The sequence below is a fragment of the Goodfellowiella coeruleoviolacea genome (assembly GCF_024171785.1).
Lineage (GTDB): Bacteria > Actinomycetota > Actinomycetes > Mycobacteriales > Pseudonocardiaceae > Goodfellowiella > Goodfellowiella coeruleoviolacea.
This window is the reverse complement of record NZ_JAMTCK010000004.1, coordinates 144,585-166,332: the sequence shown is the minus strand read 5'-3', so window position 1 is coordinate 166,332 and position 21,748 is coordinate 144,585. Positions and strand designations below refer to the sequence as shown.

Annotated in this window: 25 protein-coding genes; 10 read left to right on the top strand and 15 right to left on the bottom strand. The window is 73.1% G+C overall.

The window, feature by feature from the left end:
* Nucleotides 1–244: 244 nt before the first annotated feature.
* Nucleotides 245–982: an EndoU domain-containing protein gene (locus LX83_RS09600; protein ID WP_253769520.1), complete on the top strand. Its 738-nt coding sequence runs from the start codon at nt 245–247 to the stop codon at nt 980–982.
* Complete coding sequence (locus LX83_RS09595; RefSeq protein WP_253769518.1) at nt 979–1,353, top strand: hypothetical protein; 375 nt, start codon at nt 979–981, stop codon at nt 1,351–1,353. Before LX83_RS09600 ends, LX83_RS09595 begins: the two co-directional genes overlap by 4 nt.
* A 16-nt stretch (nt 1,354–1,369) precedes the next feature.
* On the opposite strand, the gene LX83_RS09590 is transcribed toward LX83_RS09595, so the two are convergent.
* The gene (locus LX83_RS09590) at nt 1,370–2,134 is read right to left on the bottom strand and encodes an SDR family oxidoreductase (RefSeq protein ID WP_253769516.1); all 765 of its coding nucleotides are present in this window, start codon (nt 2,132–2,134) and stop codon (nt 1,370–1,372) included.
* Between the two features lie 101 nt (nt 2,135–2,235).
* Here LX83_RS09590 and LX83_RS09585 point away from each other — a divergent pair, with 101 nt between their 5' ends.
* Nucleotides 2,236–3,111 carry a helix-turn-helix transcriptional regulator gene (locus LX83_RS09585; protein ID WP_253769514.1) on the top strand — a complete coding sequence of 292 codons (876 nt, stop codon included), beginning with the start codon at nt 2,236–2,238 and terminating at the stop codon, nt 3,109–3,111.
* Between the two features lie 45 nt (nt 3,112–3,156).
* Nucleotides 3,157–3,921, top strand: coding sequence for a TetR/AcrR family transcriptional regulator (locus LX83_RS09580; RefSeq protein WP_253769512.1), 765 nt, complete (start codon nt 3,157–3,159; stop codon nt 3,919–3,921).
* A gap of 128 nt (nt 3,922–4,049) precedes the next feature.
* On the opposite strand, the gene LX83_RS09575 is transcribed toward LX83_RS09580, so the two are convergent.
* Both LX83_RS09575 and LX83_RS09570 read right to left on the bottom strand, forming a co-directional pair.
* The gene (locus LX83_RS09575) at nt 4,050–4,778 is read right to left on the bottom strand and encodes a YqeB family protein (RefSeq protein ID WP_253769510.1); all 729 of its coding nucleotides are present in this window, start codon (nt 4,776–4,778) and stop codon (nt 4,050–4,052) included.
* Between the two features lie 98 nt (nt 4,779–4,876).
* Nucleotides 4,877–5,377: a MarR family winged helix-turn-helix transcriptional regulator gene (locus LX83_RS09570; RefSeq protein WP_253769508.1), complete on the bottom strand. Its 501-nt coding sequence runs from the start codon at nt 5,375–5,377 to the stop codon at nt 4,877–4,879.
* A gap of 155 nt (nt 5,378–5,532) precedes the next feature.
* Between LX83_RS09570 and LX83_RS09565 the strand changes: the two genes are divergently transcribed.
* Complete coding sequence (locus LX83_RS09565) at nt 5,533–6,387, top strand: NAD(P)H-binding protein (protein WP_253769506.1); 855 nt, start codon at nt 5,533–5,535, stop codon at nt 6,385–6,387.
* Nucleotides 6,388–6,391: 4 nt separating this feature from the next.
* Here LX83_RS09565 and folE read toward each other — a convergent pair whose 3' ends face one another.
* A complete protein-coding gene (gene folE / locus LX83_RS09560) occupies nt 6,392–7,069 on the bottom strand; it encodes a GTP cyclohydrolase I FolE (protein WP_253769505.1) in 678 nt (225 codons plus the stop codon).
* A 132-nt stretch (nt 7,070–7,201) separates the two neighbouring features.
* Here folE and LX83_RS09555 point away from each other — a divergent pair, with 132 nt between their 5' ends.
* On the top strand, nt 7,202–7,969 hold the full coding sequence (locus LX83_RS09555; RefSeq protein ID WP_308203939.1) for a helix-turn-helix transcriptional regulator: 768 nt from the start codon (nt 7,202–7,204) through the stop codon (nt 7,967–7,969).
* Between the two features lie 13 nt (nt 7,970–7,982).
* Here LX83_RS09555 and LX83_RS09550 read toward each other — a convergent pair whose 3' ends face one another.
* The 3 genes from LX83_RS09550 to LX83_RS09540 all read right to left on the bottom strand — a co-directional run bounded on the left by LX83_RS09550 (nt 7,983) and on the right by LX83_RS09540 (nt 10,549).
* Nucleotides 7,983–8,651 (bottom strand): hypothetical protein, encoded by a 669-nt coding sequence (locus LX83_RS09550; protein WP_253769503.1) that lies wholly within the window; start codon nt 8,649–8,651, stop codon nt 7,983–7,985.
* Nucleotides 8,652–8,801: 150 nt separating this feature from the next.
* Nucleotides 8,802–9,575 (bottom strand): phosphotransferase, encoded by a 774-nt coding sequence (locus tag LX83_RS09545; RefSeq protein WP_253769501.1) that lies wholly within the window; start codon nt 9,573–9,575, stop codon nt 8,802–8,804.
* Complete coding sequence (locus LX83_RS09540; protein ID WP_253769499.1) at nt 9,572–10,549, bottom strand: helix-turn-helix domain-containing protein; 978 nt, start codon at nt 10,547–10,549, stop codon at nt 9,572–9,574. Before LX83_RS09540 ends, LX83_RS09545 begins: the two co-directional genes overlap by 4 nt.
* A 95-nt stretch (nt 10,550–10,644) precedes the next feature.
* On the opposite strand from LX83_RS09540, the gene LX83_RS09535 reads away from it, so the two are divergent.
* Nucleotides 10,645–10,899, top strand: a complete 255-nt coding sequence (locus LX83_RS09535; RefSeq protein WP_253769497.1) for a hypothetical protein — start codon at nt 10,645–10,647, stop codon at nt 10,897–10,899.
* A gap of 229 nt (nt 10,900–11,128) precedes the next feature.
* Here LX83_RS09535 and lpdA read toward each other — a convergent pair whose 3' ends face one another.
* Entirely contained in the window at nt 11,129–12,529 is a 1,401-nt protein-coding gene (gene lpdA / locus LX83_RS09530) for a dihydrolipoyl dehydrogenase (protein WP_253769495.1), read from the bottom strand.
* A 261-nt stretch (nt 12,530–12,790) separates the two neighbouring features.
* Between lpdA and LX83_RS09525 the strand changes: the two genes are divergently transcribed.
* Complete coding sequence (locus tag LX83_RS09525) at nt 12,791–13,762, top strand: aminoglycoside phosphotransferase family protein (protein ID WP_253769493.1); 972 nt, start codon at nt 12,791–12,793, stop codon at nt 13,760–13,762.
* Nucleotides 13,763–13,898: 136 nt separating this feature from the next.
* On the opposite strand, the gene LX83_RS09520 is transcribed toward LX83_RS09525, so the two are convergent.
* Entirely contained in the window at nt 13,899–14,078 is a 180-nt protein-coding gene (locus tag LX83_RS09520) for a hypothetical protein (RefSeq protein ID WP_253769491.1), read from the bottom strand.
* On the opposite strand from LX83_RS09520, the gene LX83_RS09515 reads away from it, so the two are divergent.
* Complete coding sequence (locus LX83_RS09515; RefSeq protein ID WP_253769489.1) at nt 14,077–14,397, top strand: hypothetical protein; 321 nt, start codon at nt 14,077–14,079, stop codon at nt 14,395–14,397. The two genes, LX83_RS09520 and LX83_RS09515, sit on opposite strands and share 2 nt — an antisense overlap.
* A gap of 83 nt (nt 14,398–14,480) precedes the next feature.
* Entirely contained in the window at nt 14,481–15,380 is a 900-nt protein-coding gene (locus tag LX83_RS09510; RefSeq protein WP_253769487.1) for a MerR family DNA-binding transcriptional regulator, read from the top strand.
* 10 nt (nt 15,381–15,390) lie between these two features.
* On the opposite strand, the gene LX83_RS09505 is transcribed toward LX83_RS09510, so the two are convergent.
* The 6 genes from LX83_RS09505 to LX83_RS09480 all read right to left on the bottom strand — a co-directional run bounded on the left by LX83_RS09505 (nt 15,391) and on the right by LX83_RS09480 (nt 21,607).
* Nucleotides 15,391–16,194, bottom strand: a complete 804-nt coding sequence (locus LX83_RS09505) for a MerR family transcriptional regulator (protein ID WP_253769485.1) — start codon at nt 16,192–16,194, stop codon at nt 15,391–15,393.
* Nucleotides 16,187–16,372: a hypothetical protein gene (locus LX83_RS09500; protein ID WP_253769483.1), complete on the bottom strand. Its 186-nt coding sequence runs from the start codon at nt 16,370–16,372 to the stop codon at nt 16,187–16,189. Before LX83_RS09500 ends, LX83_RS09505 begins: the two co-directional genes overlap by 8 nt.
* Before the next feature lie 126 nt (nt 16,373–16,498).
* Nucleotides 16,499–17,794: a choice-of-anchor Q domain-containing protein gene (locus LX83_RS09495; RefSeq protein WP_253769475.1), complete on the bottom strand. Its 1,296-nt coding sequence runs from the start codon at nt 17,792–17,794 to the stop codon at nt 16,499–16,501.
* 146 nt (nt 17,795–17,940) lie between these two features.
* On the bottom strand, nt 17,941–19,155 hold the full coding sequence (gene manD, locus LX83_RS09490) for a D-mannonate dehydratase ManD (protein ID WP_253769473.1): 1,215 nt from the start codon (nt 19,153–19,155) through the stop codon (nt 17,941–17,943).
* Nucleotides 19,152–20,201 carry an alcohol dehydrogenase catalytic domain-containing protein gene (locus LX83_RS09485; protein ID WP_253769471.1) on the bottom strand — a complete coding sequence of 350 codons (1,050 nt, stop codon included), beginning with the start codon at nt 20,199–20,201 and terminating at the stop codon, nt 19,152–19,154. The genes manD and LX83_RS09485 overlap by 4 nt, the downstream gene beginning before the upstream one ends.
* Nucleotides 20,198–21,607 carry an MFS transporter gene (locus LX83_RS09480; RefSeq protein WP_253769469.1) on the bottom strand — a complete coding sequence of 470 codons (1,410 nt, stop codon included), beginning with the start codon at nt 21,605–21,607 and terminating at the stop codon, nt 20,198–20,200. Before LX83_RS09480 ends, LX83_RS09485 begins: the two co-directional genes overlap by 4 nt.
* Between the last annotated feature and the right edge of the window lie 141 nt (nt 21,608–21,748).

Genomic DNA, 21,748 nt, shown 5'->3' with positions numbered 1-21,748 from the left:
ATCGCCACCGAAAATGACCCGCTTCCGAACTATGAACCCACCCGGCGGAAAGTCGGGAGACCACCGCGGGCACTTACTTAGTTTTTCCAGCAATCTCACCCCGACGGACTAACGATTAACTGCTTGCCCCATTCGGTACGCTGCGCATCAGGCGAACAAAAGCCGATCAGGGGGTTGTCGGTTGCCGGGGAAACCACCCACGTTTCAACAGATAGCGGACGCGTGCGAACACGCGGTTGATCTCATGGGCCACCTCGACCAACTCGTCTACCACGTCAGCGACCTCACCGATGAGATCGTGGGAATCCTCGTCGTTGTCGGTGCGGGCAGCACGCGCAACGACTTCGGTTTGGCAGTCGCCCGGTTCGGCGAACTCCGGGCGCGAATGCCAGGACTCGTCGCGCACTGCGAGAAGGCCAGGCAGCACGTGGCGACCTGGTTGGGCAGGGCACTGGGCATGACCCTCGCGGGCAGGCCGGTGTACCCGCTTCCTGACGAGGTCCCCGCCCCAACGCCGTTCGCGCTGCCCAAGTACCCGCTGCGGGAATGGGTGGACACCCACCTGTTCGAGGGGCATCTGAGAGGAACGCTCCTCTCAGGGGTGCATCATTTCCAGGACGGGGTGCTGCCACCAGGCATGTTCCTGGAAGATCGGGCACCAGACGACAGCAACGGCGTCTTCGCGGCCAAGGTAGGACAGGCGCTACCCGATGGAGAGGTGGCCGAGAAGGAGTTCTCCACCTTTTTCCCGAGCCACTGGAGCCGGGAAGAGGTAGCACATGCCATTCGCTCCGCGTTCGCCGACCGTCGCCGCCCTGCGCCTTCCGCGCAGAACCAGAATCCCCGCCGGAGCCTGTGGGAAGGCTATTATCGAGGAGTGCGCATCCGAGGCTTTGTGCTGCCTGGCAAAGACGCCATGACAGCGACCTTCGACGATGTGGGAACAGCCTGGCCGATGTACGAGCCCGGGAGGATGCGGTGAAAGCTCGGATCGATCGCCTGCCAGACGGCAGGCTCACCATCGAGATCGACACGAGAACCCATCCCGAGGCGCAGGTGCTCTACGACCTGATCACGGACACCGAGCCCCGCCCCGAACTGCTTGCGCGCGGGGCAGAACAGGCACGGCACGCGGGGCGGCTCGCCGCGGACAACCGCCCCTTCTTCAGTGGCAACCAGACCCTGGCTCAGGTAACTCCGGACGGCGTTCTTGTCGAGCATCTCTGGGAAGGGGACAAACTGCTGCTCAGCCACGAGGACTTCGTCGACTTCGTCGAGACGTACATGCGGTTGCTGGCGTTGCGGAGGACGGAAGCGGAAGCCAGAAGCAGTGCGGGCGGCCCAGCCCAGTAGTGGTGGCGGCGCCGGCTCACGCCTGGCGGGTGGGCAGCACGGTGACCTGGCCCAGGTTGACGTGGGCCGGCCGGCTGGTGGCGTAGGCGACCAGGTCGGCCACGTCCGCGGCGGCCAGGCCACCCAGGTTGTCGAACATCTGGCCGAGTTGGCCGGCCAGCTCCGGGTTGTCGATGTGCCCGCCGAGTTCGGTGTTGGTCAGCCCCGGCTCGATGTTGGTCACCCGCACGTCCTGGGGGCCGAACTCGGCGCGCAGCGCCGCGGACAGCTGGGTGAGCGCCGCCTTGGTCGCGCCGTAGACGGCGTAGTCGGGGAACACCACGTGCGCGCCGATGGAGGAGATGTTGACCAGGTCGGCGCGGTGGCCGGCGGCGGCGCTGGCCACCAGGTCGGGTGCGAAGCCCCGGATGACGCGCAGCGCGCCGGTCAGGTTGAGGTCGATCATGTGCTGCCACTCGTCGTCGCGGCCGTCCAGGATCGGGTTGGGCAGCATCACCCCGGCCGCGTTGACCACCAGGTCGGCCCGGCCGTGCTCCTGGTGGACCCGCCGCACCGCGGCGGCCACGGCGGCGGCGTCGGTCACGTCCACCGCGACCGGCAGGGCCTGGCCGCCGTTCGCGGTGATCCGCGCGGCCAGTTCGGTGAGCCGGTCCTGCCGGCGGGCCAGCAGGGCCACCCGGGCGCCGGACGCGGCGAGCAGTTCGGCGACGGCGGCGCCGATGCCGCTGGAGGCTCCGGTGACCACGGCGGTGCGGGTGGCGAGGCTGTCGTAGGAAGTCATGGGACAAGGGTGCGGCGCGGCCCGCGGCCCACCCAGGGCTTGGCCGTTCCCCAGGTCTGCCAGTACCAGGATGCGCCGAGGTGGTGGTCATACTCGGCGGTATGGAGCAACACCCCACCGGTGAGACCATCGGCGAGTTCCTGCGCGCGCGGCGCGCCCGCATCCGGCCCGAGGAGCTGGGCCTGCCCAGCTATGGGCGGCGGCGGGTGCCCGGGCTGCGCCGGGAGGAGCTGGCCCAGTTGGCCGGGGTGAGCGTCGACTACTACGTGCGGCTGGAGCAGGGCCGCAGCCCGAGCGTGTCGGACGCGGTGCTGGACGCGATCGGCCGGGTGTTGCGGCTGGACCGCACCGAGCAGGCCCACCTGCGGGCCCTGGTGCGGCCGGGCAGCAGCGCGGCCGCACCGGACCAGCGGGTGGTCCGGCCGGGGTTGCGGCGGGTGCTGGAGATGATGACCGACCTGCCGGCGTTCGTGCTCGGCCGGCGGATGGACTTCCTGGCGTGGAACCGGCTGGGCGACGCGGTGATGGGTTTCGAGCGGATGGCGCCGGCCGACCGCAACGCCGCCCGGTACGCGTTCCTGCACCCGGAGGCGCGCGCGTACTACCCGAACTGGGCCGAGGTGGCCGAGGAGACCGTGGCCCACCTGCACCTGGACGCCGGCCGGTACCCCGACGACCCGGAGCTGGCCGCGCTGCTCGGTGAGCTGTCCGCGCGCGACGAGACGTTCCGCCGGCTGTGGGCGCGGCACGACGTCAGGGAGAAGTCCCACGGCCGCAAGCTGATCCGCCACCCGGTGGTCGGCGAACTGGACCTGGGTTACGAGACGTTCCCGTCCCCGGGCGACGTGGACCAGCTGCTGGTGGTCTACACGGCCGAGGCGGGGTCGGCCACGCAGGAGCGGCTGCGGTTGTTGGCCAGCTGGCGGGCGGACGGCCCGGAGCGCACGCCCGCTGTCGTGCCGGGCCACCCGGGCTGATCAGGGCCCCGGCGCTGGTGATCATCGGTTCTAGGATGGGGCGGGATGGCAGCCGAGGACGCTGGGGCCGACCCGGGCAGCGTGGATCCCACGCGTGCCCTTGACCTGCTGTGGGGTCCGGCCCCGCAGCCGAGTCGCGGGCCCCGGCGCGGCCTGACCCTCGACCAGGTGGTGCGGGCCGCCGTCGAGGTGGCCGACGCCGAGGGGCTGGCGGCGCTGTCCATGCGCCGGGTGGCCGCCCAGCTCGGGGTGGGCACCACCTCGCTGTACACCTACGTGCCCGGCAAGACCGAGCTGTTCGCGCTGATGCTGGACCACATCGTCGGGGTTGGTCCGCTGCCGCACACCCTGCCCGGCGGGTGGCGGGAGCAGTTCGAGGCGTGGGCGCGGGAGGACTGGGTGGAGTTCCGCCGGCACCCGTGGACGATCCAGTTGGCGTCGATGCGCCTGGCGCCCGGGCCGCACCAGCTGGCGTGGTTCGACTCCGCGCTGCGGGTGCTGGCCGACACCGGGCTGTCCGAGCACGACATGGCCGCCGTGGTCGGCAGCGTGGACGGCTACGTGCGGGGCCTGGCCAGGCAGGCCGTGGACGCCAGTGAGATCGAGGCGCGCACCGGTGTCAGCGACGCGGCGTGGGACGCGGCCTACGAGCCGCACCTGGTGAAGTACGTCGACTTCAGCCGGTATCCGATGCTGCTGCGGGTGGCCAGGGCGGACGCGTTTCCCACCGCCGAGTCCACCTTCGAGTTCGGGCTGCGGCGGATGCTGGACGGTGTCGAGGCGTTCATCGCCGAGCGGGCCGCGCGCTGACGGGGTGTCAACCAGGGCTCTGGCCCGGCTCCGCCAGCCGGTCCGCCCCGGCTTCTCGGGGGCGTGGATAACGCTCCCGCCTGGCGGTGGCGTTCCCGCCTGGCGGTGGCGCTCCCGCCTGGTGGCGGTCAGCGGACCAGGCGCCAGTACTGGCGCTTGCCCTCCTCGCGCACGGCGACCCCGAGCTTGCCCAGTTCGGCGGCGAGGTCGGCGGCTTCGGCCGGGTCCGAGCCCAGGGCCTTGCCCCGGGCGCGCAGCAGGGAGTTGGCGCCGGCCGGCAGGTCGGGGGTGTCCTCGATCCAGCGCCGGTAGTCGTCGCGGTGCGGGTCACCGCCGTCCAGCCACGGGTAGCCGTGCGTGGTGAACGCGTGGCGCAGCTGCCCCTGGTTCAGTTCGCAGCGCTCCCTGGCCAGCGGCGCGGTGTCCGGGCCGAGCAGGGTGAGGTCCTTGCCGTCGAGGAAGACCGCGCTCACCCGGGCGCGGTCCACGGTCCGGGTGGCCTTGCCCCGGGTCAGCCCGACCTGGTGGGCGTCCACGGTCACGGTCAGCGCCTCGTTGCTGCCGATGGCGCCCAGCACCAGGCCGGCGAGCACGCCGAGCGCGGCGCCGCCGAACTGGCCGTAGGGGTCGGGGATGGACGCGACCAGCTTGAACAGCCCCTGCATGGGCGCCCACTCCAGGCCGGCGACCCAGTCTGCGATCAGCGCGAGCAGGCCGCCAGCCACCGCGCCGAGCAGCGGGAACCCCAGCCACAGCAGCAGGTGGGACCACATCGGCTCGGCGACCACGAGCTGCTCCGTCCGCGTCGCCGCGGTCGACGGCGTGGACTCCCACCCTGACGAGTCCTGGTTGCGCACGACTCCCCCACAGGAAACTCCGAACACGATCGGCTCAACTCCGAACGTTATACGGAGTTTTCCGGCGGGACAAACCGAGGCCGCTCCGGATGCCGCGGTCAGCCCTGGGCGGCGTCCTCGGCCAGGGCCTCCCGCTCGTAGGTGAGCAGGGTGTCGACGAACAGCCGCCGCTGCTCGGGCGTGAGCGGTTCCAGCGCCACCCGCCACGCCCGGGCGCCCCTGGACAGCCAGGCGTCCACCGCGGCCCGGTGCCGCTCGGCCACGCTGACGATGGTGCGGCGCCGGTCGGCCGGGTCCTCCCGCCGGTCCAGCACGCCCTGGCGGCTCAGCTCGCCGATCATCAGGCTGGCGGTCGCCGGCACCACCTCCAGCCGGGCGGCCAGCTCGTTGACCGTCATCGGGCCGTCGAACAGCAGGTAGGAGAGCAGCGAGAGGTGGCGCGGGGCCAGGGAGAACGACCGGAGCTGTTCCGGCACGGGCAGCCGCTTGACCCGCCCCACCACGCGCGGCATGAGCAGCAGCAGCGTGCGGATGCCCTCGTCCACGCTCAGCCCCGCCGCGTCGGCCGCGTCCGCGTGGGACCGCTCACCCGTTGACATAGCTATGACTCCAAAGTAGTTTTGCTTTCAAAGCTAAACCTCACTTCCGCGGCGCCGATCGTAGTGACCGCGACCCGCCGCGCTCCTCACCGTCCACCGTGGACTATCCACTGTGGACGTTCGATGCCCACCGCCACCCCGGGGAGAACACGCCCATGACCTTCCTTGTCACCGGAGCCCGCGGCCAGGTCGGCCGGCACGTGCTGCGCGGCCTGGTCGACGCCGGCCTGCCGGTGCGCGCCGCCAGCCGGGACGCCACCACCCTGGACCTGCCCGCCGGGGTCGAGTCCGTCAGCGTGGACCTCACCGCGGCCGAGACCCTGGACGCCGCCCTGCGCGGGGTGACCGGCGTCTTCCTCTACACCCAGCGCTCCGGCGTCGAGGACTTCGTCACCGCCGCCCGCGCCGCCGGCGTCGCCCACGTCGTCCAGCTGTCCTCGGGGTTCAGCGCCGCGCCCGACGCGGACACCAACCCAATCGCGCGACTGCACCTGCGGGTGGAGCGCGCGCTGGCCGACTCCGGCCTCGGCCACACCGTGCTGCGCCCCGGCGCGCTGGCCCACAACACCCTGGCCTGGGCCGAGTCCATCCGCACCCGCTCCGCCGTGGCGCTGACCCACCCCGACGCGCACGAGGCCGTCATCCACCCGGCCGACATCGCCGACGTGGCCGTGCGGGTGCTGGCCACCGGCGCGCACCAGGGCGAGACGCTCACGCTGACCGGCCCGGAGTCGCTCACCGCGCGCGACCAGGTGGCCATCCTCGCCGACGTGCTGGGCCGGCCGATCACGCTCACCGAACTCACCCGCGACCAGGCGCTGGCCCAGCGGCCGGCGGCCATCCCGGAGCCCGTCCTCGCGGTGCTGCTCGACACCGCGGCCAGCCACGTCGGCGTGCCCGCCGAGATCACCGACGTGGTGGGGACCATCACCGGCCACCCGGCCCGCACCTTCCGCGAGTGGGCGGTCGAGCACCGGGCGGCCTTCGCGGATCCGACCGCCTCGGCCTGACCGGTCAGGCGTTGACGCCGGTGAGGGCGAAGAACTCCTGCCGGGACCTGGCGTCCTCGCGCAGGGTGCCCAGCAGGGTGGAGGTGACCGTGCTGGCGCCCACGGCCTGCACGCCGCGCAGCGTCATGCAGGTGTGCTCGGCCTCGATCACCACGCCGACGCCCTTGGGGGACAGCTGGTCCGCCAGCCAGTCGGCGACCTGCTTGGTCAGGCGTTCCTGCACCTGCGGGCGGCACGCGAAGTGCTCGACGATCCTGGCCAGCTTGGACAGGCCGAGGATGCGCGCGCCGGGCAGGTAGCCGACGTGGGCCACGCCCACGAACGGCAGCAGGTGGTGTTCGCAGACCGAGCGCACCGGGATGCTCCTGGCCAGCACGAGTTCGTCGTAGCCCTCGTCGTTGGGGAACGTGGTCAGGTCGAACGGGCGCGGGGTGAACAGCTCGGCGTAGGCGTGCGCCATCCGCCTCGGCGTGTCGGCCAGGCTCTCCGACCCCAGTTCCACGCCGAGGGCGCGCAGGAACGCGCCGGCGGCCTGCTCGGCGGCGGCGAGATCAACGCCGTGGTCGGGTTCGTGGACCACGCGCAGCGCGGCCGCGGGGCGCGCCGGCGCGGCGCCGCTCTCCTCGCGGGTGACCGGCACCGCACGCACCCGGGGTGTCGCCTGCTGTCCTCCGCCGGCCATCGTCGACCTCCGCTCCACCCGGCAATTACGCCAACAAATCTTGGTCTTATTGCCCGGCCCGGGTCAAGGACGGCTGGCGGAATCGGTTGTTCGCCACATTGCGGAAAGACGGGTGGGCGATATGGTGCCCTGGTGACGACGGATCCGGCGATCAGTGCCGTGGCCGCGCTGGACGACCCGCTGCGGCGCGGGATGTACCGGTTCATCCGGCAGGCCCACCGGCCGGTGACCCGGGACGAGGCCGCCGCGTCGGTGGGCATCTCCCGCAAGCTGGCCGCGTTCCACCTGGACAAGCTGGTCGACGCGGGCCTGCTGCGGGCGCGCTACGAGCCGGCCGGCGGCATCCGCCGGGTCGGGCGCGCGCCCAAGGTCTACGAGCCGGCCGACACCGACATCCGGGTGAGCATCCCGGAGCGCCGGCACGAGCTGCTGGCCGACATCCTCCTCGGCGCGGTGCTCACCGAGGCAGGTGACGAGAACGCCCGCCAGGCCGCCGTGCGGGTGGCCGGTGAGCGCGGTGCGGAACTGGGCGGCGCCGAACGCGACCGCGCCCGGCCGGGCCGGCTCGGCGCGGAACGCGCCCTCACCCTGGCCGAGGGTGTGCTGGCCAGGCACGGCTTCGAGCCCGCCAGGCAGTCGCCGACCTGCGTGCGACTGCGCAACTGCCCGTTCCACCCGTTGGCGGCCAGCGCGCCCGACCTGGTGTGCGGCATCAACCACGCGTTCCTGTCCGGTGTGCTCACCGGGCTGCGCGCCGCCACCGTGCGGGCGGTGCTGGCGCCGCGGGCCGGCGAGTGCTGCGTGGAACTGCGCGCGGCGGCGGCCCCTCGGCAGGCGGCGGGCTCGACCGACGGCGGCGGGAGCGGGGACGCCGCCGCCCCGCGCCCTGGCGCGGACTGAACCGGCGGGCTGGTCAGCCCTGGGGGTGGGTGGGGTGGTTCGGCGGACCGCCCGGGGGCGGCGCCTGGTAGCCGGTCGGCGCCTGGTAGCCGGTCGGCGGCGGGTACCAGGGCACCGGCGGGTAGGGCGGGGCGGCCAGTGCCCGGTCCCGGGCCCGCCGGCGCCGCCGCAGCACGAGCAGGGTGATGACCAGCGCGCCGGCGGCCAGCAGGCCCAGCACGACGACCAGGACGACGACGAGGGCGATGGTGCCGAACTCCTCGGGTTCCCGGTCCAGTTCGGGGTTGCGCGGTCCGAGGCGCGCGCCGAGGGTCGCCCGGCCGGCGGCGACCACGGTGTGTCCGTTGACGTAGACCACCAGTTCGTCGATCCGGCGGGGATAGGTGTTCCACACCAGGCTGGCGATCCGCTCGGCGTCGACCCCGTCCACCTGGGTGGCGCCGGTCGGGGTCACCGCCTGGACGATCAGGCGGTCGGTGCCGTTGGTCTGCCGGTGTTCGACCTGGACCTGTCCGTAGCCGGCTTCGCTGATCCGCCGGCTCAGGCCGGCCACCTCGGTCAGCGTGGCGCAGCCGCCGACGAGCAGGATCGCCAGGACGGCGGTGAGCAGCCGGAGCGCGCCCCGGTGCGGGCGTCCTCGCGCGGGCGGCGCGGGGGCCGCCGGAAGCGGCGGAGTGGGCATGGGCACACGCTAGGTTCGCCGGATTCGCCGGTCCCGGCATTGCGCCAACCGTTATCGAGCTAAACCCGGTGCAGGCCGGGCCCGGCCCGCCGCTGCCCCGATCGGCGCGCCGCCCGCGACCGGACGGCCCAGCCGGCACGGGTGGGCCGGTCAGCGCGGCAGTCGGCGCAGCACACCGTCCACACCGGACCGGACGGTCTCCGCGTCGCCGGTGTCCAGCCCGTGCACCACCTCGTACCAGGGGCCGAGCCGGTGCCAGCGCAGGGCGTGCTCGCGCAGCCGAGGCGTGACGCCGTAGGCCTCGGCCAGGGCGGCGGTGAACGCGGGTGGCGTGCCGTGCAGTGCCCAGGCCAGGTCGATGGCGGCGTCGCCGAGGTGGGCGTCGGAGAAGTCGATCACGCCGGTCAGCCCGGCGTTGCCGGTGAGGACGTGTTCGGGGCCGAGGTCGCCGTGCACCACGGTGTCGGCCGGCAGGTCGGTGACGGCGGCCAGCAGGTCGCGGGCACGCGCGCGGGCCGCCGGCGGCAGCAGCGGCAGCACGTCCGCGCGGAACCGCGCCACGGTCTCGGCGCGCTCCCGCGCGGTCGGGCCGGCGCCGGGCAGGCCCAGGGCGAGCGCGCCGGCCGGGTCGGTGGTGTGCAGCGCGCGCAGGAACTCGCCCAGCTGGCGCCCGTGCTCGGCGGTGGGCTCGGCCAGCGGCTGTCCTGGCACCAGCGCGTGCCGGACCACCAGGGGCGCCTCGCGCACCACCCGAGGCACGGGCACGGCCAGTGGCAGGCGCGGCGCCAGCCACGGCATCAGCCGGGTCTCCAGCAGCAGCCGCCCGGCCACCTCCGGCCGGCGCGGCCGGCGCTCGATCCACCGCCCGTCCACCAGGCTGGCCGCGCTGTCCCAGCCCCCGGCGATCTCCACCGACCCGGTCACGGCGTGGCCAGCAGCGTGGTGGCGGGGCGGGTGGCGAAGGTGCGGCGGTAGTCGTGCGGGGTGACGCCGACCAGGCGGCGGAAGTGGTGGCGCAGCAGGGCGGCGGTGCCGAAGCCGCACCGGTGGGCGATGTCGTCGACGCCGAGGTCGGTGTCCTCCAGCAGCCGACGGGCGTGCAGCACGCGCTGGGTGGACAGCCAGCGGTTCGGGGTGGTGCCGGTTTCCGCGGCGAACCGGCGGGCGAAGGTGCGTTCGGACATGCGTGCCCTTCGGGCCAGGCTGGCCACGGTGTGCTCGCTGGCGAGGTTGTCCAGCATCCAGGTGAGCAGGGGTTGCAGGCTGTCGGCGGTGCAGTCGGGCACGGGCAGTTCGACGAACTGGCGCTGGCCGCCGTCGCGCTGCGGCGGCACCACCATGCGGCGGGCGATGGCGGTGGCCGGGCCGGAGCCGAGTTCCCGGCGCACCAGGTGCAGGCACGCGTCGATGCCGGCGGCGGTGCCGGCGCTGGTCACGATGCCGCCCTCGTCCACGAACAGCACGTCGGGGTCGACGCGGGCGCGGGGGAAGCGGCGGGCGAGTTCGGCGGCGTGCCGCCAGTGGGTGGTGCAGCGCCGCCCGTCCAGCAGGCCGGCCGCGCCGAGTTGGAACGCGCCGCTGCACACCGACAGCAGGGTGGCGCCGCGCTCGGCGGCCTGGCGCAGCGCGGCCAGCACCGCGGGCGGGTACTCGTCGCGCAGTTCGGCCGCGGGCACCGCGATCAGGTCGGCGTCGGCCAGCGCGGCCAGGCCGTGCTCGGGCACCAGCGACAGGCCGACGTTGGTGCGCACCGGCCGGCCCGGGTGTTCGGCGCAGGGCAGGAAGGTGAACGGGGGCACGCCGTCCTCGGTGCGGTCGATGCCGAACACCTCGCAGACCACGCCGAACTCGAACGGGGCGACCCCGTCGATGAGCACCACCGCCACGGTTTCCAGCACGCCGGCCAGCCTAACTCACCGATTGGCAGGATTTTGTGGTAGACGGTCAGCTCTGCCACTGTTGGCAGGATTTGGTGCGGCGGAAACTTCATGCCATGACGTCCGCACTGATCCTCATCCCGCTGGTGGCACTCGTCGGCTACGCGCTGGCCCGCAGCCACCGCCAACACCCCGACCTGGGCCACCGGTTGGTGGGCAGCGCGCAGGTGGTCGACCGGGACCTGGAGCGCGTCCGCCACGACCTGGCCGCCCGCGACCCCGAGCCCGCGTCGGCGCCGGCGCCGGTGGCCACCGGGCACCGCCGGGCCGTCCGCCGGCTCGGGCGGAACGGCGTCGCGCCGGCCCGGTGAGATCCGGCCCGGCAAGAACCAGTCCAGAAAGATCCGGCCCGGTGAGATCCGGCCCAGAAAGATCCGGCCCGGTGAGAACCAGTCCAGGAAAGATCCGGCCAGCCGAGTGCGGCCGGCCTGGTGATGCCGAGCCGGTCCGCGCCGGGGGCGGTCGGTGGAGCGGGCGGGAAACCCCGCGCTGTCCACCGCGCCCCCGGCGGCGCAACGGTGACCGGGTCCGGTCGGCGACTCAGAAGTTGATCATGTGGCCGGCCAGGCCGTGGATGGCCTCCTTGACGGCCTCGCCGAGGGTGGGGTGGGCGTGCACGTTGCGCGCCACCTCGTGCACGGTCAGGTCCCACTGCTGGGCCAGGGTCAGCTCGGGCAGCAGCTCGGTGACGTCCGGGCCGATCAGGTGGGCACCCAGCAGCTCGCCGTACTTGGCGTCGCTGAGGATCTTCACGAAGCCCGCGGAGTCACCGAGGCCGTGCGCCTTGCCGTTGGCGGTGAACGGGAACTTGGCCACCTTCACGTCGAAGCCCTCGGCCCGCGCCTGCGCCTCGGTCCAGCCGAAGCTGGCGACCTGCGGCTGGCAGTAGGTGGCCCGCGGGATCATCCGGTAGTCCAGCTCCATGGTCTCCGCGCCGGCGATCGTCTCGGCCGCCACGATGCCCATCGACTCGGCGGCGTGCGCGAGCATGAGCTTGGCGGTGACGTCACCGATGGCGAAGATGTGCGGCACGCTGGTGCGGCACCGGCCGTCCACGTCGATGGCGCCCCGCTCGGTCAGCGCCACCCCGGTGTTCTCCAGCCCGTAGCCCGTGACCTGCGGCTGGAACCCGATCGCCTGGAGCACCTTGTCGGCCTCCAGCACCTGCTGCTGGCCGTCCTTGGACACGGTGACGCGCACCTTCGGGCCGGAGTCGTCGATGGACTCCACCCGGGTGGAGGTGAGCACGTCGATGCCCAGCCGCTTGTAGCGCTTGGCCAGCTCGGCGGACACCTCCTCGTCCTCCAGCGGCACCATCCGGTCGAGGAACTCCACGATCGTCACCTTGACGCCGTAGTTGCGCAGCACGTAGGCGAACTCCACGCCGATGGCGCCGGCGCCCGCGATGACGATGCTCTCCGGCAGCTGGTCGCTGAGGATCTGCTCCTCGTAGGTGACGACCCGCTCGCTCTTCGCGGTGCCGGGCAGCAGCCTCGGCTGGGCACCGGCCGCGATGATGCAGTGGTTGAACGTGACGGTCTCGGTGGTGCCGTCCGCCTTGGTCACCACCAGGGTGTTGGCGTCGGTGAAGCTGCCGCGCCCCTCGAACTGGGTGATGGCGTTCTTCTTCATGAGGAAGTGCACGCCCTTGACCCGGCCGTCGGCGACCTTGCGGCTGCGGGCGAACGCGGCGCCGTAGTCGAAGCTGACCTGGCCGTTGACGGTGATGCCGAAGGTCTTCGCCTCGCTGGTGAACAGGTGGGCGAGTTCGGCGTTGCGCAGCAGCGCCTTGGACGGGATGCAGCCGACGTTCAGGCAGACCCCGCCCCAGTACTTCTCCTCGACGATCGCCGTCTTCAGCCCGAGCTGCGCCGACCGGATCGCGGCGACGTACCCACCCGGACCCGCGCCCAGGACCACGACGTCAAAGTGTGTGCTCATGCCCCGAACCCTATGCGCCGCAATCCGACCGCACCGCGCCCGCCCCACCCGTGCGCGCGGACATCCCCCCACGTGGCGGGCGTGCGGGTCGGGTCGGGTGGCGCGACGAGATCGACATCACGTGCGGTGACGCCGCGGTCGCGGTGCGGCGCGCACGGCCGCGCGGGATCCGCGGCGACGCGGGGTGCCCGGGCGAACGCCCGGTGTGAGCCAGATGAATTCTTTTCGCCCGCAGGGGGTGGGTGCGGCAGGATCCCGCCGGTGACCAATCCGGACCCTTCCGACAACACCGTCAGTGACCGCGCCGCGCACGCCGTGCGCCTGGCCACCGAGGCCGGCCGCCAGGTGGGGCTGCGGGCGACCGAGCCGCGCGTGCTGCACGACGTGTTCAACGTGCTCGTGCACCTCGCGCCCGACCCGGTGGTGGTGCGGGTGCCATCGCTGAGCCTGGCCTCGGTCGAGGAGCAGGCCGCCAAGCAACGCCGTGAGCTGGCCGTCACCGGCTGGCTGGCCGACCGGGGCGCGCCGGTTGTCCGGCCGAGTCCGCTGGTGCCGGACCAGCCCGTGGCGATCGAGGGGAAGTCGCTGACGTTCTGGGAGTTCGTCAGCGAGACCGAGCCCATGTCCGAGCTGGTCGCCGCCGGCGACATGGCGCGGGTCATGGACCGCTTCGTCGAGCAGACCGGGTGGGTGGCGCACCTGCACGACCTGCTCGCCGACTACCCCGGTGAGCTGCCCGTGCTGTCCCCGGTCGGGCCGGAGCTGGGCCGGTCGCTGGCCGAGCTGACCCGGCAGCCGCACTCCCCGCTGAGCACCGCGGACCTGGACCGCGCCCAGCAGGAGCACGCGGTGCTGGAGACGCTGCTGGCCGACCTGCCCCGGTACTTCCCCGACGCCCGTGTGCAGGCACTGCACGGTGACGCGCCCGCCTACAACGTGCTGCGCACCGCGACCGGCCACCTGTTCAGCGACTTCGAGGACACCACCCGGGGCCCGGTGGAGTGGGACCTGATCGTCGGCGTGGACAGCGCCGCGGCCGTGGCCGCCTACGAGCGGGCCGGCGGCAGGCGGGTGGACCCGGTGCTGCTGCGGGTGATGGACGGGGCGCGCCGCCTGCAGGCGACCGGTGCCCTGGCCCTGGTCCCGTTGATGCCGGAGCTGGGGCCGATGCTCGAACCCGTGGTGGCCCAGTGGCGGGACAGCGCCCCGCTGGCCCTGGACTCGCTGGGCTGAACCGCGGTGGGGCGCGCCGGGTCCGCCCGGCGCGTCCGGTCACCGGGTCCGCTGGCCGGTCAGTCACCGCCGCTGGTGTCCCAGCGGAACAGGTAGGACTCGGTGCGCACGGCGTTCCGTTCCATCAGTGTCCACATCAGACGAACAGCGGCAGCAGCCCGGTGGCCACCAGCACCCCGATGACCAGGATGGGCGCCACGAACCAGAGGATCAGCCGGACGACGGTGCGTGCCGGGTCGACCCCGGCGATGCCGCTGGCGAGGTAGATCGGCGCCGTGCCGGGCGGGGACGCGCCCTCGGTCGAGGCGAAGATCATGCTCGCGGTGGCGGTGGCGGTGGCGGTGGCGGCCGGGGGCCGGGGGCGCGCCGGCCGCGGTGAGCGCGCTGAACGCGACCCCGCCGACCGCGGCGATGGTGGCCGTCCCGGTCAGCGGCGCGGCGATGACGACCAGCGGCAGCCCCACGATGACCGCGACCAGCCACGGCGGCGCGTCCAGTCCGCCCATGACGGCGGTGAGCTGGTCCACCAGCCCCAGTTCACCGAGGCTGCCGGCGGCGGCGAAGGCGAACAGCAGGGTGACCAGGATGGTGAGCACCGGGATCCACACCACCACGCTGATGTCGTCGGCGGCTGACCGGCCGCCACCGTCCACACCGGACAGCCCAGGGCGGCCGACTGGACTCTCCCCCTGGGGGAGTGCCCACACTGGACCGCGTGATGAGCATCGGGGAGTTCGCGCAGCTGACCGGACTGAGCGTGAAGGCGCTGCGGCTGTACGCCGACCAGGGGGTGCTGACCCCGGCCGAGGTCGACACGTGGTCGCGCTACCGCCGCTACAGCGGCGCCCAGCTGGTCGACGGCGTCCGGCTCAAGGCGCTGCGCGACGCCGACGTCAGCCTGGCCGACGCGGCGGCGGCACTGGCCGACGAGCACCGGGCGGGCGCCCTGCTCGCCGCGCACCGCGCCCGGCTCGCCGCCCAGCGGGAACGCCAGGACGCGGCACTGGCCGCGGCCGAGGCGCTGTTCGCGGCGGAGCGGTGGCGGTCCGGCTGGCCGGTCGTCGAGCGGCGGACCGAGGCGCGGCCGTGGGCGGGTGTGGTGCTGCCGGTGCTGGACACCGACAGCACCGGCAGTGACGGCGCTGGTACCGACAGCGCTGGCAGCGCCGGCACGCACAGCGATGACCCGGACACCGACCGCGCCAACCAGGCGTTCGCCGTGCTGTGGCAGGCGCTGACGGCCGAGGGCAACCCGCCGGTCGGGCCGTTCTGGTCGTCGATGCGGGCCGCGGACTCGGACGCGGGCGCCGGGGAGGACGCCGTCGAGCTGCTGTGCTGCTGGCCGGTCGCCCGCCCGCTGCCGGCGGACTGGTCGGTGCCGGGCTGGAGGGTGGTGGTGGGGCAGCTGCCGGCCGGCCCCGAGCTGGCCGTGCGCTGGCGCCACGACCAGCCGATCCCCACCGTGCCGGGCGCGGTGCACCCCGCGGTGCTCGCCCTGCTCGCCACCGCCGACGAGCGCGGGGTGGACCTCGACCTGTCCCGGCTGCGCCAGATCGGCCTGCTGGAGGACGGCCAGCCCGTGGGCGTGGAGATCGCCGTGCCGCTGGCCCAGCCGTGATCGCCCGGCGCTACTGCCAGGTCGCGGTGTCCGGGTCGATGCCGTGGGCACGGGCACTGGCGTCGATGCTCTGCCGGAGCCACGTGGCGAGGCCGGCGCGGATGCCGTCGTAGTGGGCGGCGAATCCCGGATCGGCCTCGAACGTGCGGCCGAGGCAGACCTGCATCTGCCTGCTGAGGGGAAAGTACGACGCGAAGACCTCGCGGTGCCGCTCGACGAGTTGGTTGGCCTCCGGGCTACCGGGGGTGACGCCGGCGTCCACCGCGTCCGCCAGGGCGCGCTCCAGGTCGGCCACGGCGTCGGCGACGGCCTGCCACTCCTCCGGGCCGCGCGCGGCCGAGCGTTCGGCGTACTGCTGCCACTGCGTCGTGCCGCCGTAGCGCTGCCTGGCCTGGGCGTGCCGGTCCGGGTTCCACTGTGGACCGAAGATCGCGGCCTGCTGCTCGGCGCTCAGCAGCAGGCCGCGCTCGTGGGCGTCGATCATCCGGTCCAGTCCGGCGCCGAGCTGCTGGAGGCGTTCGAGCCGTTCGGCGACCTGGGTGCGCTGCGCGCGCAACGCGCCGAGCACGTCCGCGGTCGACTCGTCCAGGATGGACTGGATCCGGTCCAGGGCGAGACCCAGCTCGCGGTAGACGACGACGCGGTGCAGGCGTTCCAGATCACCAGCGGTGTAGAGCCGGTACCCGGCAGCCGTGCGCAGCGACGGTCGCGCCAGCCCGATCTCGTCCCAGTGGTGCAACGCGCGGACCGTCACGCCCAGCCGCGCCGAGACCTGACCGACGGTCAGGCCATCGGCGTCAGTGCAGTCAAGCATGGTCCCCATTGTCGCCGCGGCCGGAGTTCGGGGGCGCGATCCCGACGGCCGCGACGTCGCGGGCCTGCTGGCCGGCCGGGGGCATCGCGTGGATGCCGCGGAACAGCTCGGCCGGAACCGCGTCCGGGCCGGGCGCGGGCACCGGGCTGATCTCGGACGCCTCGTGGTGGTCGCGCACGCACCCCACCCTCCGGCCGCACGCGTCGTGAGGGTCAAGCCGGCGCGGTGTGCCCCGCCGCACTGCCCGTCGGGGGTGGGTGGGGCGCCCGGTCGTGTCGGCCGCCCCACCGGGAAGAACTCGGGGCTACTGGCGTTCGTAGGCGCCGGCGTCCACGGCGCCGCCCACGCCGGTCGGCTTGTCGTCCAGGTCGGTGGCCCAGTACTGCCTGACGCCCCGGTTGATCGCCGGGCTGCCGGCCTGCAGGTGCAGGTCGGTGGCGGAGACGTACCTGGGGTCGGCCACCGTGTCACCGGTGCCGGTCCTGAACTGGACCTGGCCGCCGGAGAAGACGTTGTGGTCGGAGGCGGTGAAGGTGTCGTCGGCGTAGCCGACCTTGCCGGCCGCGTACACGATGTTCTGCGACATGCTCAGGTGCTCGTTGGTGCACCCGGCGTAGCAGACCACGCCCTCGGCCTCGGCGTTGCCCAGGCGCAGCGAGTTGTTGCGGAACACGGTGTTGAACACCGGGCCGTTGGGGTCCTCGGCGCCGCGGGTGATCAGCCCGCCCCGGGTCTGGTCGCCGTAGATCGCGTTGTACTCGAAGTAGTTGTCGGTGCTGATCCCGTCCGGGTCGTCCGACCAGGTGCCGAGTTCGGTGAACGACTCGTTGTCGATCGAGGTGTTGTGGTGGATGTAGTTGTGCGAGGCGTAGAAGATCTCGATGGCCGCGCCGTCCAGCCCGTAGTCGTAGCTCCGCGCGATGGAGCCGCTGATGAGGTTCCAGCTGATGGTGGAGTTGTTGCCCTGCAACAGGATGCCGAACGCGCCCGAGTCGTTGTCCGGCTTCTCGTCGTTGACGCTCATGTGGTTGTTGTCGACGAGTTCGTTGCTGGTGACCTCGGTGGAGTCGGCCTCGGGCGCGATGAACACGCCGGCCGCCGCGCCGGTGACGTGGTTGTCGACCACCTGGTTGTGGTCGCCGGTGACGCTCACCCCGGCCCACGAGCAGCGGCCGGCGTTCTGGGCCACGCCCACCTGCAGGCCGGTGACGCGGAGGTAGTCGCCGGCCAGGTTCACGCAGGCGTCGTTGTGGCCCTTGATGACCGGCCGGGCGCCGCTGCCGTAGGCGCCGACGGTGATGCGGGCCGACTCCGTTCCGGACCTGGTCAGGTTCAGCTGGCCGGTCCAGGACTGGCCGCGCTTGAACAGCACGCTGTCACCGGGTTTGAGGTCGGCGCTGGCGACCTTGGTCAGGCTCTTCCACGCCGTGCCGGTGGACGTGCCCGCGGCGCTGTCGTTGCCGGCGCTCTGGTCGACGTAGTAGGTCCTGGCGGCCAGCGGGCTGGCCGCTGGCTCAGCCGAGGCCTGCGCGCCACCGGCGCTCAGGGCTGTGGCCACCCCCAGGGCGGTGGCCAGCGCGAACGACCCTCTTCGACGCACTTGTTACCTCTCCTTCGAGATCGCGGTGGTGATTTTCCAACGCGATCTCACTACAGGAGGGTCACTTCTGGCAATGATCGGCCCGGGGTGACCAGCACGGCTCGGTCGCACCGCCGTGCTGGTCACCCGTGCCTACGCCGGCCGGCTCACCAGTCGTGCACGCTGCCGTCGCGCAGCCGGTTCACCGGCAGGTAGGCGCGCTGGTACGGGTAGCGGGCCGCGGCCTGCTCGTCGATGTCCACGCCCAGGCCGGGCGCGTCGCCGGGGTGGAACAGGCCGTCGGTGAACGTGTAGTTGGTGTGGAAGACCTCCTGGTAGGGCTCCAGGTGGCCCATGTACTCCTGGATGCCGAAGTTCGGCACGGTCAGGTCCACGTGCAGGGCGGCGGCGAAGGACACCGGGGACAGGTCGCCGGCGCCGTGCGAGCCGGTGCGCACGCCGTGCAGCGCGGCCAGGTCGAACACCCGGCGCAGGTGGGTGATGCCGCCGGTGTGCGACACCGAGGTGCGGATGTAGTCGATCAGCCGCTCCTCGATCAGGTACTGGCAGTCCCAGATGGAGTTGAAGATCTCGCCGACCGCGATCGGCGTGGTGGTGTGCTGGCGGATGGTGCGGAACGCGGCCTGGTCCTCGGCCGGGGTGGGGTCCTCGATCCAGAACATCCGGTACGGCTCCAGCGACTTGCCCAGCCGGCCGGCCTCGATCGGGGTGAGCCGGTGGTGCACGTCGTGCAGCAGGTGGAAGCCGAAACCGAAGCGCTCCCGCACGGCCGCCATCACCTCGGGCACGAAGTCCAGGTAGGCGCCGGTCTCCCAGACGTGCTCGCTGGGCAGCTCGCCGTCGGCGGGCTCGTAGGTCAGGCCGGCGCTGTTGCCGCCGATGCCGTAGGTCTTCTCCAGCCCGGGCACGGCCGCCTGCACCCGCACCGCGCGGTAGCCCCGGTCCAGGAACCGCGCCACGTCGTCGAGCAGTTCGGGGATGGTCTGCCCGTTGGCGTGCCCGTAGACCAGCACACCGTCCCGGGCCGCCCCGCCGAGCAGCTGGTACACGGGCAGGCCGGCCACCTTGCCCTTGATGTCCCACAGCGCCACGTCCACCGCGGCGATCGCGGTCATGGTGACCGGGCCGCGCCGCCAGTAGGCGCCCTTGTACAGGTACTGCCAGATGTCCCCGATGCGGTGCGCGTCCCGGCCGATCAGCAGCGGGCACACGTGCTCGGTGAGGTAGGCGGCCACGGACAGCTCGCGGCCGTTGAGCGTGGCGTCCCCGATGCCGGTCACCCCGTCCTCGGTGGTGATCTTCAGGGTGACGTAGTTGCGCCCCGGGCAGGTGACGATGACCTTGGCGTCGACGATCTTCACGAAGTGCTCCTGGTCGGCAGGTCGACAACGATCTTGAGCTGGGTGCGGTCGGTCAGCGCCGTCTCGATGGCGGCGGCCGACTCGGCGAGCGGGAAGCGCGCGGTGACCAGCGGGGCCAGTGCCACCCGGCCGGATGCGGCCAGCGCGATGGCCGAGGCGAACGCGCCCGGCCCGTAGCGGAAGCAGCCCACCACGTCGACCTCCCAGCGCTGCAGGTGGCCCAGTGGCGTGGCCGCCTCGGCCGGCGGGGTGCCGACCAGCGCCAGCACCGCGCCCGGGGCCAACCCGGACAGGTCGGCGATGGCGGCCGGCGCGCCCGAGCACTCCAACTGCCGGTCGAACACGCCGTCGCCGGGGCCGGCGGCGACCTCGACGCCGGTGCCGGCCAGGGCGCGCTCGGCCCCGGCCCGGCGCTGCTCGGACACGTCCACCACGCGCACCCGCGCCGCCCCGGCCGCGCGCGCCGCCTGCGCGGCCAGCAGGCCGATCGGGCCGGCGCCGGTGACCAGCACGTGGTGGCCGGGCCGCACCCGGGCCCGCTCCACCGCCCAGCAGGCCACGGCCAGCGGCTCGATGAGCGCGGCCACCGCGTCCGGCAGGTCGTCCGGCAGCGGGTGGGCGAACTCCTCGGGCACGGCGACCTGGCCGCGCAGCAGCCCGTGGGTGGGCGGCGAGCCGAAGCAGATCCCGGTCGGGCACAGGTTGTAGCGGCCGGACCGGCAGGTGGCGCAGCGCCCGCACGGCCGCGCCGGCTCGATCGCCACCCGCTGGCCCACCCGCGCCGGGTCCACGCCCGCGCCGACCGCGCTGATCACGCCGTGGCCCTCGTGGCCGAGCACGGTGGGCGCGCGCAGCACGTTGGGGCCGTTGCGGCCGTCGGCGTAGTAGTGCAGGTCCGACCCGCACAGGCCGACCGAGCCCACGGCCACCAGCACCTGGCCGGCGCTGGGCGCGTCCACCGGGGCCGGTTGCACCCGCAGGTCGCGCGCGCCGTGCAGCACCGCGGCCATGCCCTGTTCGGTCCTGCCCTGTTCGGTCGTGCTCACGCGTTGACTCCCGTTCCGATCCGCAGCGGCTCCACCCGGCGGATGCCCACCGCGTAGGTGAGCGCCCCGACCACCGCGACCGCGCCGGCCAGCACCAGCGGCACCACGTAGGACCCGCCGCTGATGTCGAGCAGGATGCCGACCAGCGAGGGGCCGATGAACCCGGCGATGTTGGAGGCGAAGTTCTGGATGCCGGCCAGCGAGGACACCTGCGCGGGCTGCGGCGCCACGTCCGCGGGCAGCGAGGCCACGCTGGCGGCGGCGAAGGCGACGCTGGCGTAGCAGATGGCCAGCAGGGCCAGGGCCAGCCCGGCCGACTCGACCACCACGGCCAGCGCGATCACCGACGAGCACAGCATGCCGCCGGCCAGGCAGGTCTTGCGCGCCCGGTTCAGGCTCCAGCCTCGGCGCAGCAGGCTGTCCGACACGATGCCGCCGGCCAGGCTGCCGAAGATGGCCACGATGCCGGGGATGGTGCCGAACACGCCCAGCTGCAGCAGGTCGAAGCCGCGGGCCTTGACCAGGTAGCTGGGGAACCAGGTGATGAAGAAGTAGATGACGTAGTTGAGGCAGAAGAAGCCGAGCATCATCGCCCAGACCGTGCGGTAGCGGAACAGGTCCCGCCAGCGCACCTTCTCCGCCGGTGTCGACGACGCCGCCGCCTGCTGCTGGGCGCGGTCCTGCTCGATGTAGGCGCGCTCCTCCGGGGTGAGCTTGCGGTGCTTGTCCGGCTCCCGGTACAGGGCCAGCCAGCCGGCCGTCCACACCAGGGCCAGCGCGCCGGCGATGACGAACGCGATCCGCCAGCCCTGCCAGGCGATCAGCGCGGTCACCAGCGGCAGCGACACGACCGCGCCGACCCGCGAGCCGTTGTCCCACACGCTGTTGGCGAAGGCGCGTTCCCGGCGCGGGAACCAGCGGGAGACCACCTTGGCCGAGCCGGGGTAGGCGGTGGCCTCACCGACGCCGAGGCCGAGCCGGGCCAGGACCAGTTCCACCGGGCCGCGCACCAGGCCGGTGAGCATGGTGACCGCGCCCCAGATGAGGGCGCCGCCGGCGAACAGCGGCTTGACCCCGTAGCGGTCGATCAGCGAGCCGGCCGGCAGCTGGCACAGGGCGTAGCCGATGAAGAACGCGGCGAACAGGAAGCCCTCGACCGTGGGGCTGATGTGCAGGTCGCCCGACATGTACGGCAGGGCGACGCTGAGCGTGGTGCGGTCGATGTAGTTGACCATGAACGCGGCCGAGCAGAGCAGCACCATGCCCCACCGCACGTTGTTGCGCAGCCCCCGCGGCCGGGGGACCTCCAGGAAGTCCGGTGTGGACGCGTCCGAAGTGGACCCCTGCGGTCCGGCCGCGCCGGGCGCGGCCGATGACGTCACCGGTGACGTCGGCTCGGATGTCATGCCTACTCCTCTCCGGCGGGAAGCGACATGGCCTGTGCGGGCGGCCACCGGTGGGTCACGGTCAGCCCAAGCCATTCAGCGTTGCAAAACGGCATCTCGTGTTGTTGAATGGCGCGGACGTTAGCACCGCGTATCCCGGAG

What these genes read in the sequence shown, in the direction of transcription:
- LX83_RS09600 (WP_253769520.1), top strand. Translation starts at nt 245, where the DNA reads ATGGGCCACCTCGACCAACTCGTCTACCACGTCAGCGACCTCACCGAT.
- LX83_RS09590 (WP_253769516.1), bottom strand. Translation starts at nt 2,134, where the DNA reads ATGACTTCCTACGACAGCCTCGCCACCCGCACCGCCGTGGTCACCGGA.
- LX83_RS09585 (WP_253769514.1), top strand. Translation starts at nt 2,236, where the DNA reads ATGGAGCAACACCCCACCGGTGAGACCATCGGCGAGTTCCTGCGCGCG.
- LX83_RS09580 (WP_253769512.1), top strand. Translation starts at nt 3,157, where the DNA reads ATGGCAGCCGAGGACGCTGGGGCCGACCCGGGCAGCGTGGATCCCACG.
- LX83_RS09570 (WP_253769508.1), bottom strand. Translation starts at nt 5,377, where the DNA reads ATGTCAACGGGTGAGCGGTCCCACGCGGACGCGGCCGACGCGGCGGGG.
- LX83_RS09565 (WP_253769506.1), top strand. Translation starts at nt 5,533, where the DNA reads ATGACCTTCCTTGTCACCGGAGCCCGCGGCCAGGTCGGCCGGCACGTG.
- folE (WP_253769505.1), bottom strand. Translation starts at nt 7,069, where the DNA reads ATGGCCGGCGGAGGACAGCAGGCGACACCCCGGGTGCGTGCGGTGCCG.
- LX83_RS09550 (WP_253769503.1), bottom strand. Translation starts at nt 8,651, where the DNA reads ATGCCCACTCCGCCGCTTCCGGCGGCCCCCGCGCCGCCCGCGCGAGGA.
- LX83_RS09535 (WP_253769497.1), top strand. Translation starts at nt 10,645, where the DNA reads ATGACGTCCGCACTGATCCTCATCCCGCTGGTGGCACTCGTCGGCTAC.
- lpdA (WP_253769495.1), bottom strand. Translation starts at nt 12,529, where the DNA reads ATGAGCACACACTTTGACGTCGTGGTCCTGGGCGCGGGTCCGGGTGGG.
- LX83_RS09515 (WP_253769489.1), top strand. Translation starts at nt 14,077, where the DNA reads ATGCTCGCGGTGGCGGTGGCGGTGGCGGTGGCGGCCGGGGGCCGGGGG.
- LX83_RS09520 (WP_253769491.1), bottom strand. Translation starts at nt 14,078, where the DNA reads ATGATCTTCGCCTCGACCGAGGGCGCGTCCCCGCCCGGCACGGCGCCG.
- LX83_RS09510 (WP_253769487.1), top strand. Translation starts at nt 14,481, where the DNA reads ATGAGCATCGGGGAGTTCGCGCAGCTGACCGGACTGAGCGTGAAGGCG.
- LX83_RS09505 (WP_253769485.1), bottom strand. Translation starts at nt 16,194, where the DNA reads ATGCTTGACTGCACTGACGCCGATGGCCTGACCGTCGGTCAGGTCTCG.
- LX83_RS09480 (WP_253769469.1), bottom strand. Translation starts at nt 21,607, where the DNA reads ATGACATCCGAGCCGACGTCACCGGTGACGTCATCGGCCGCGCCCGGC.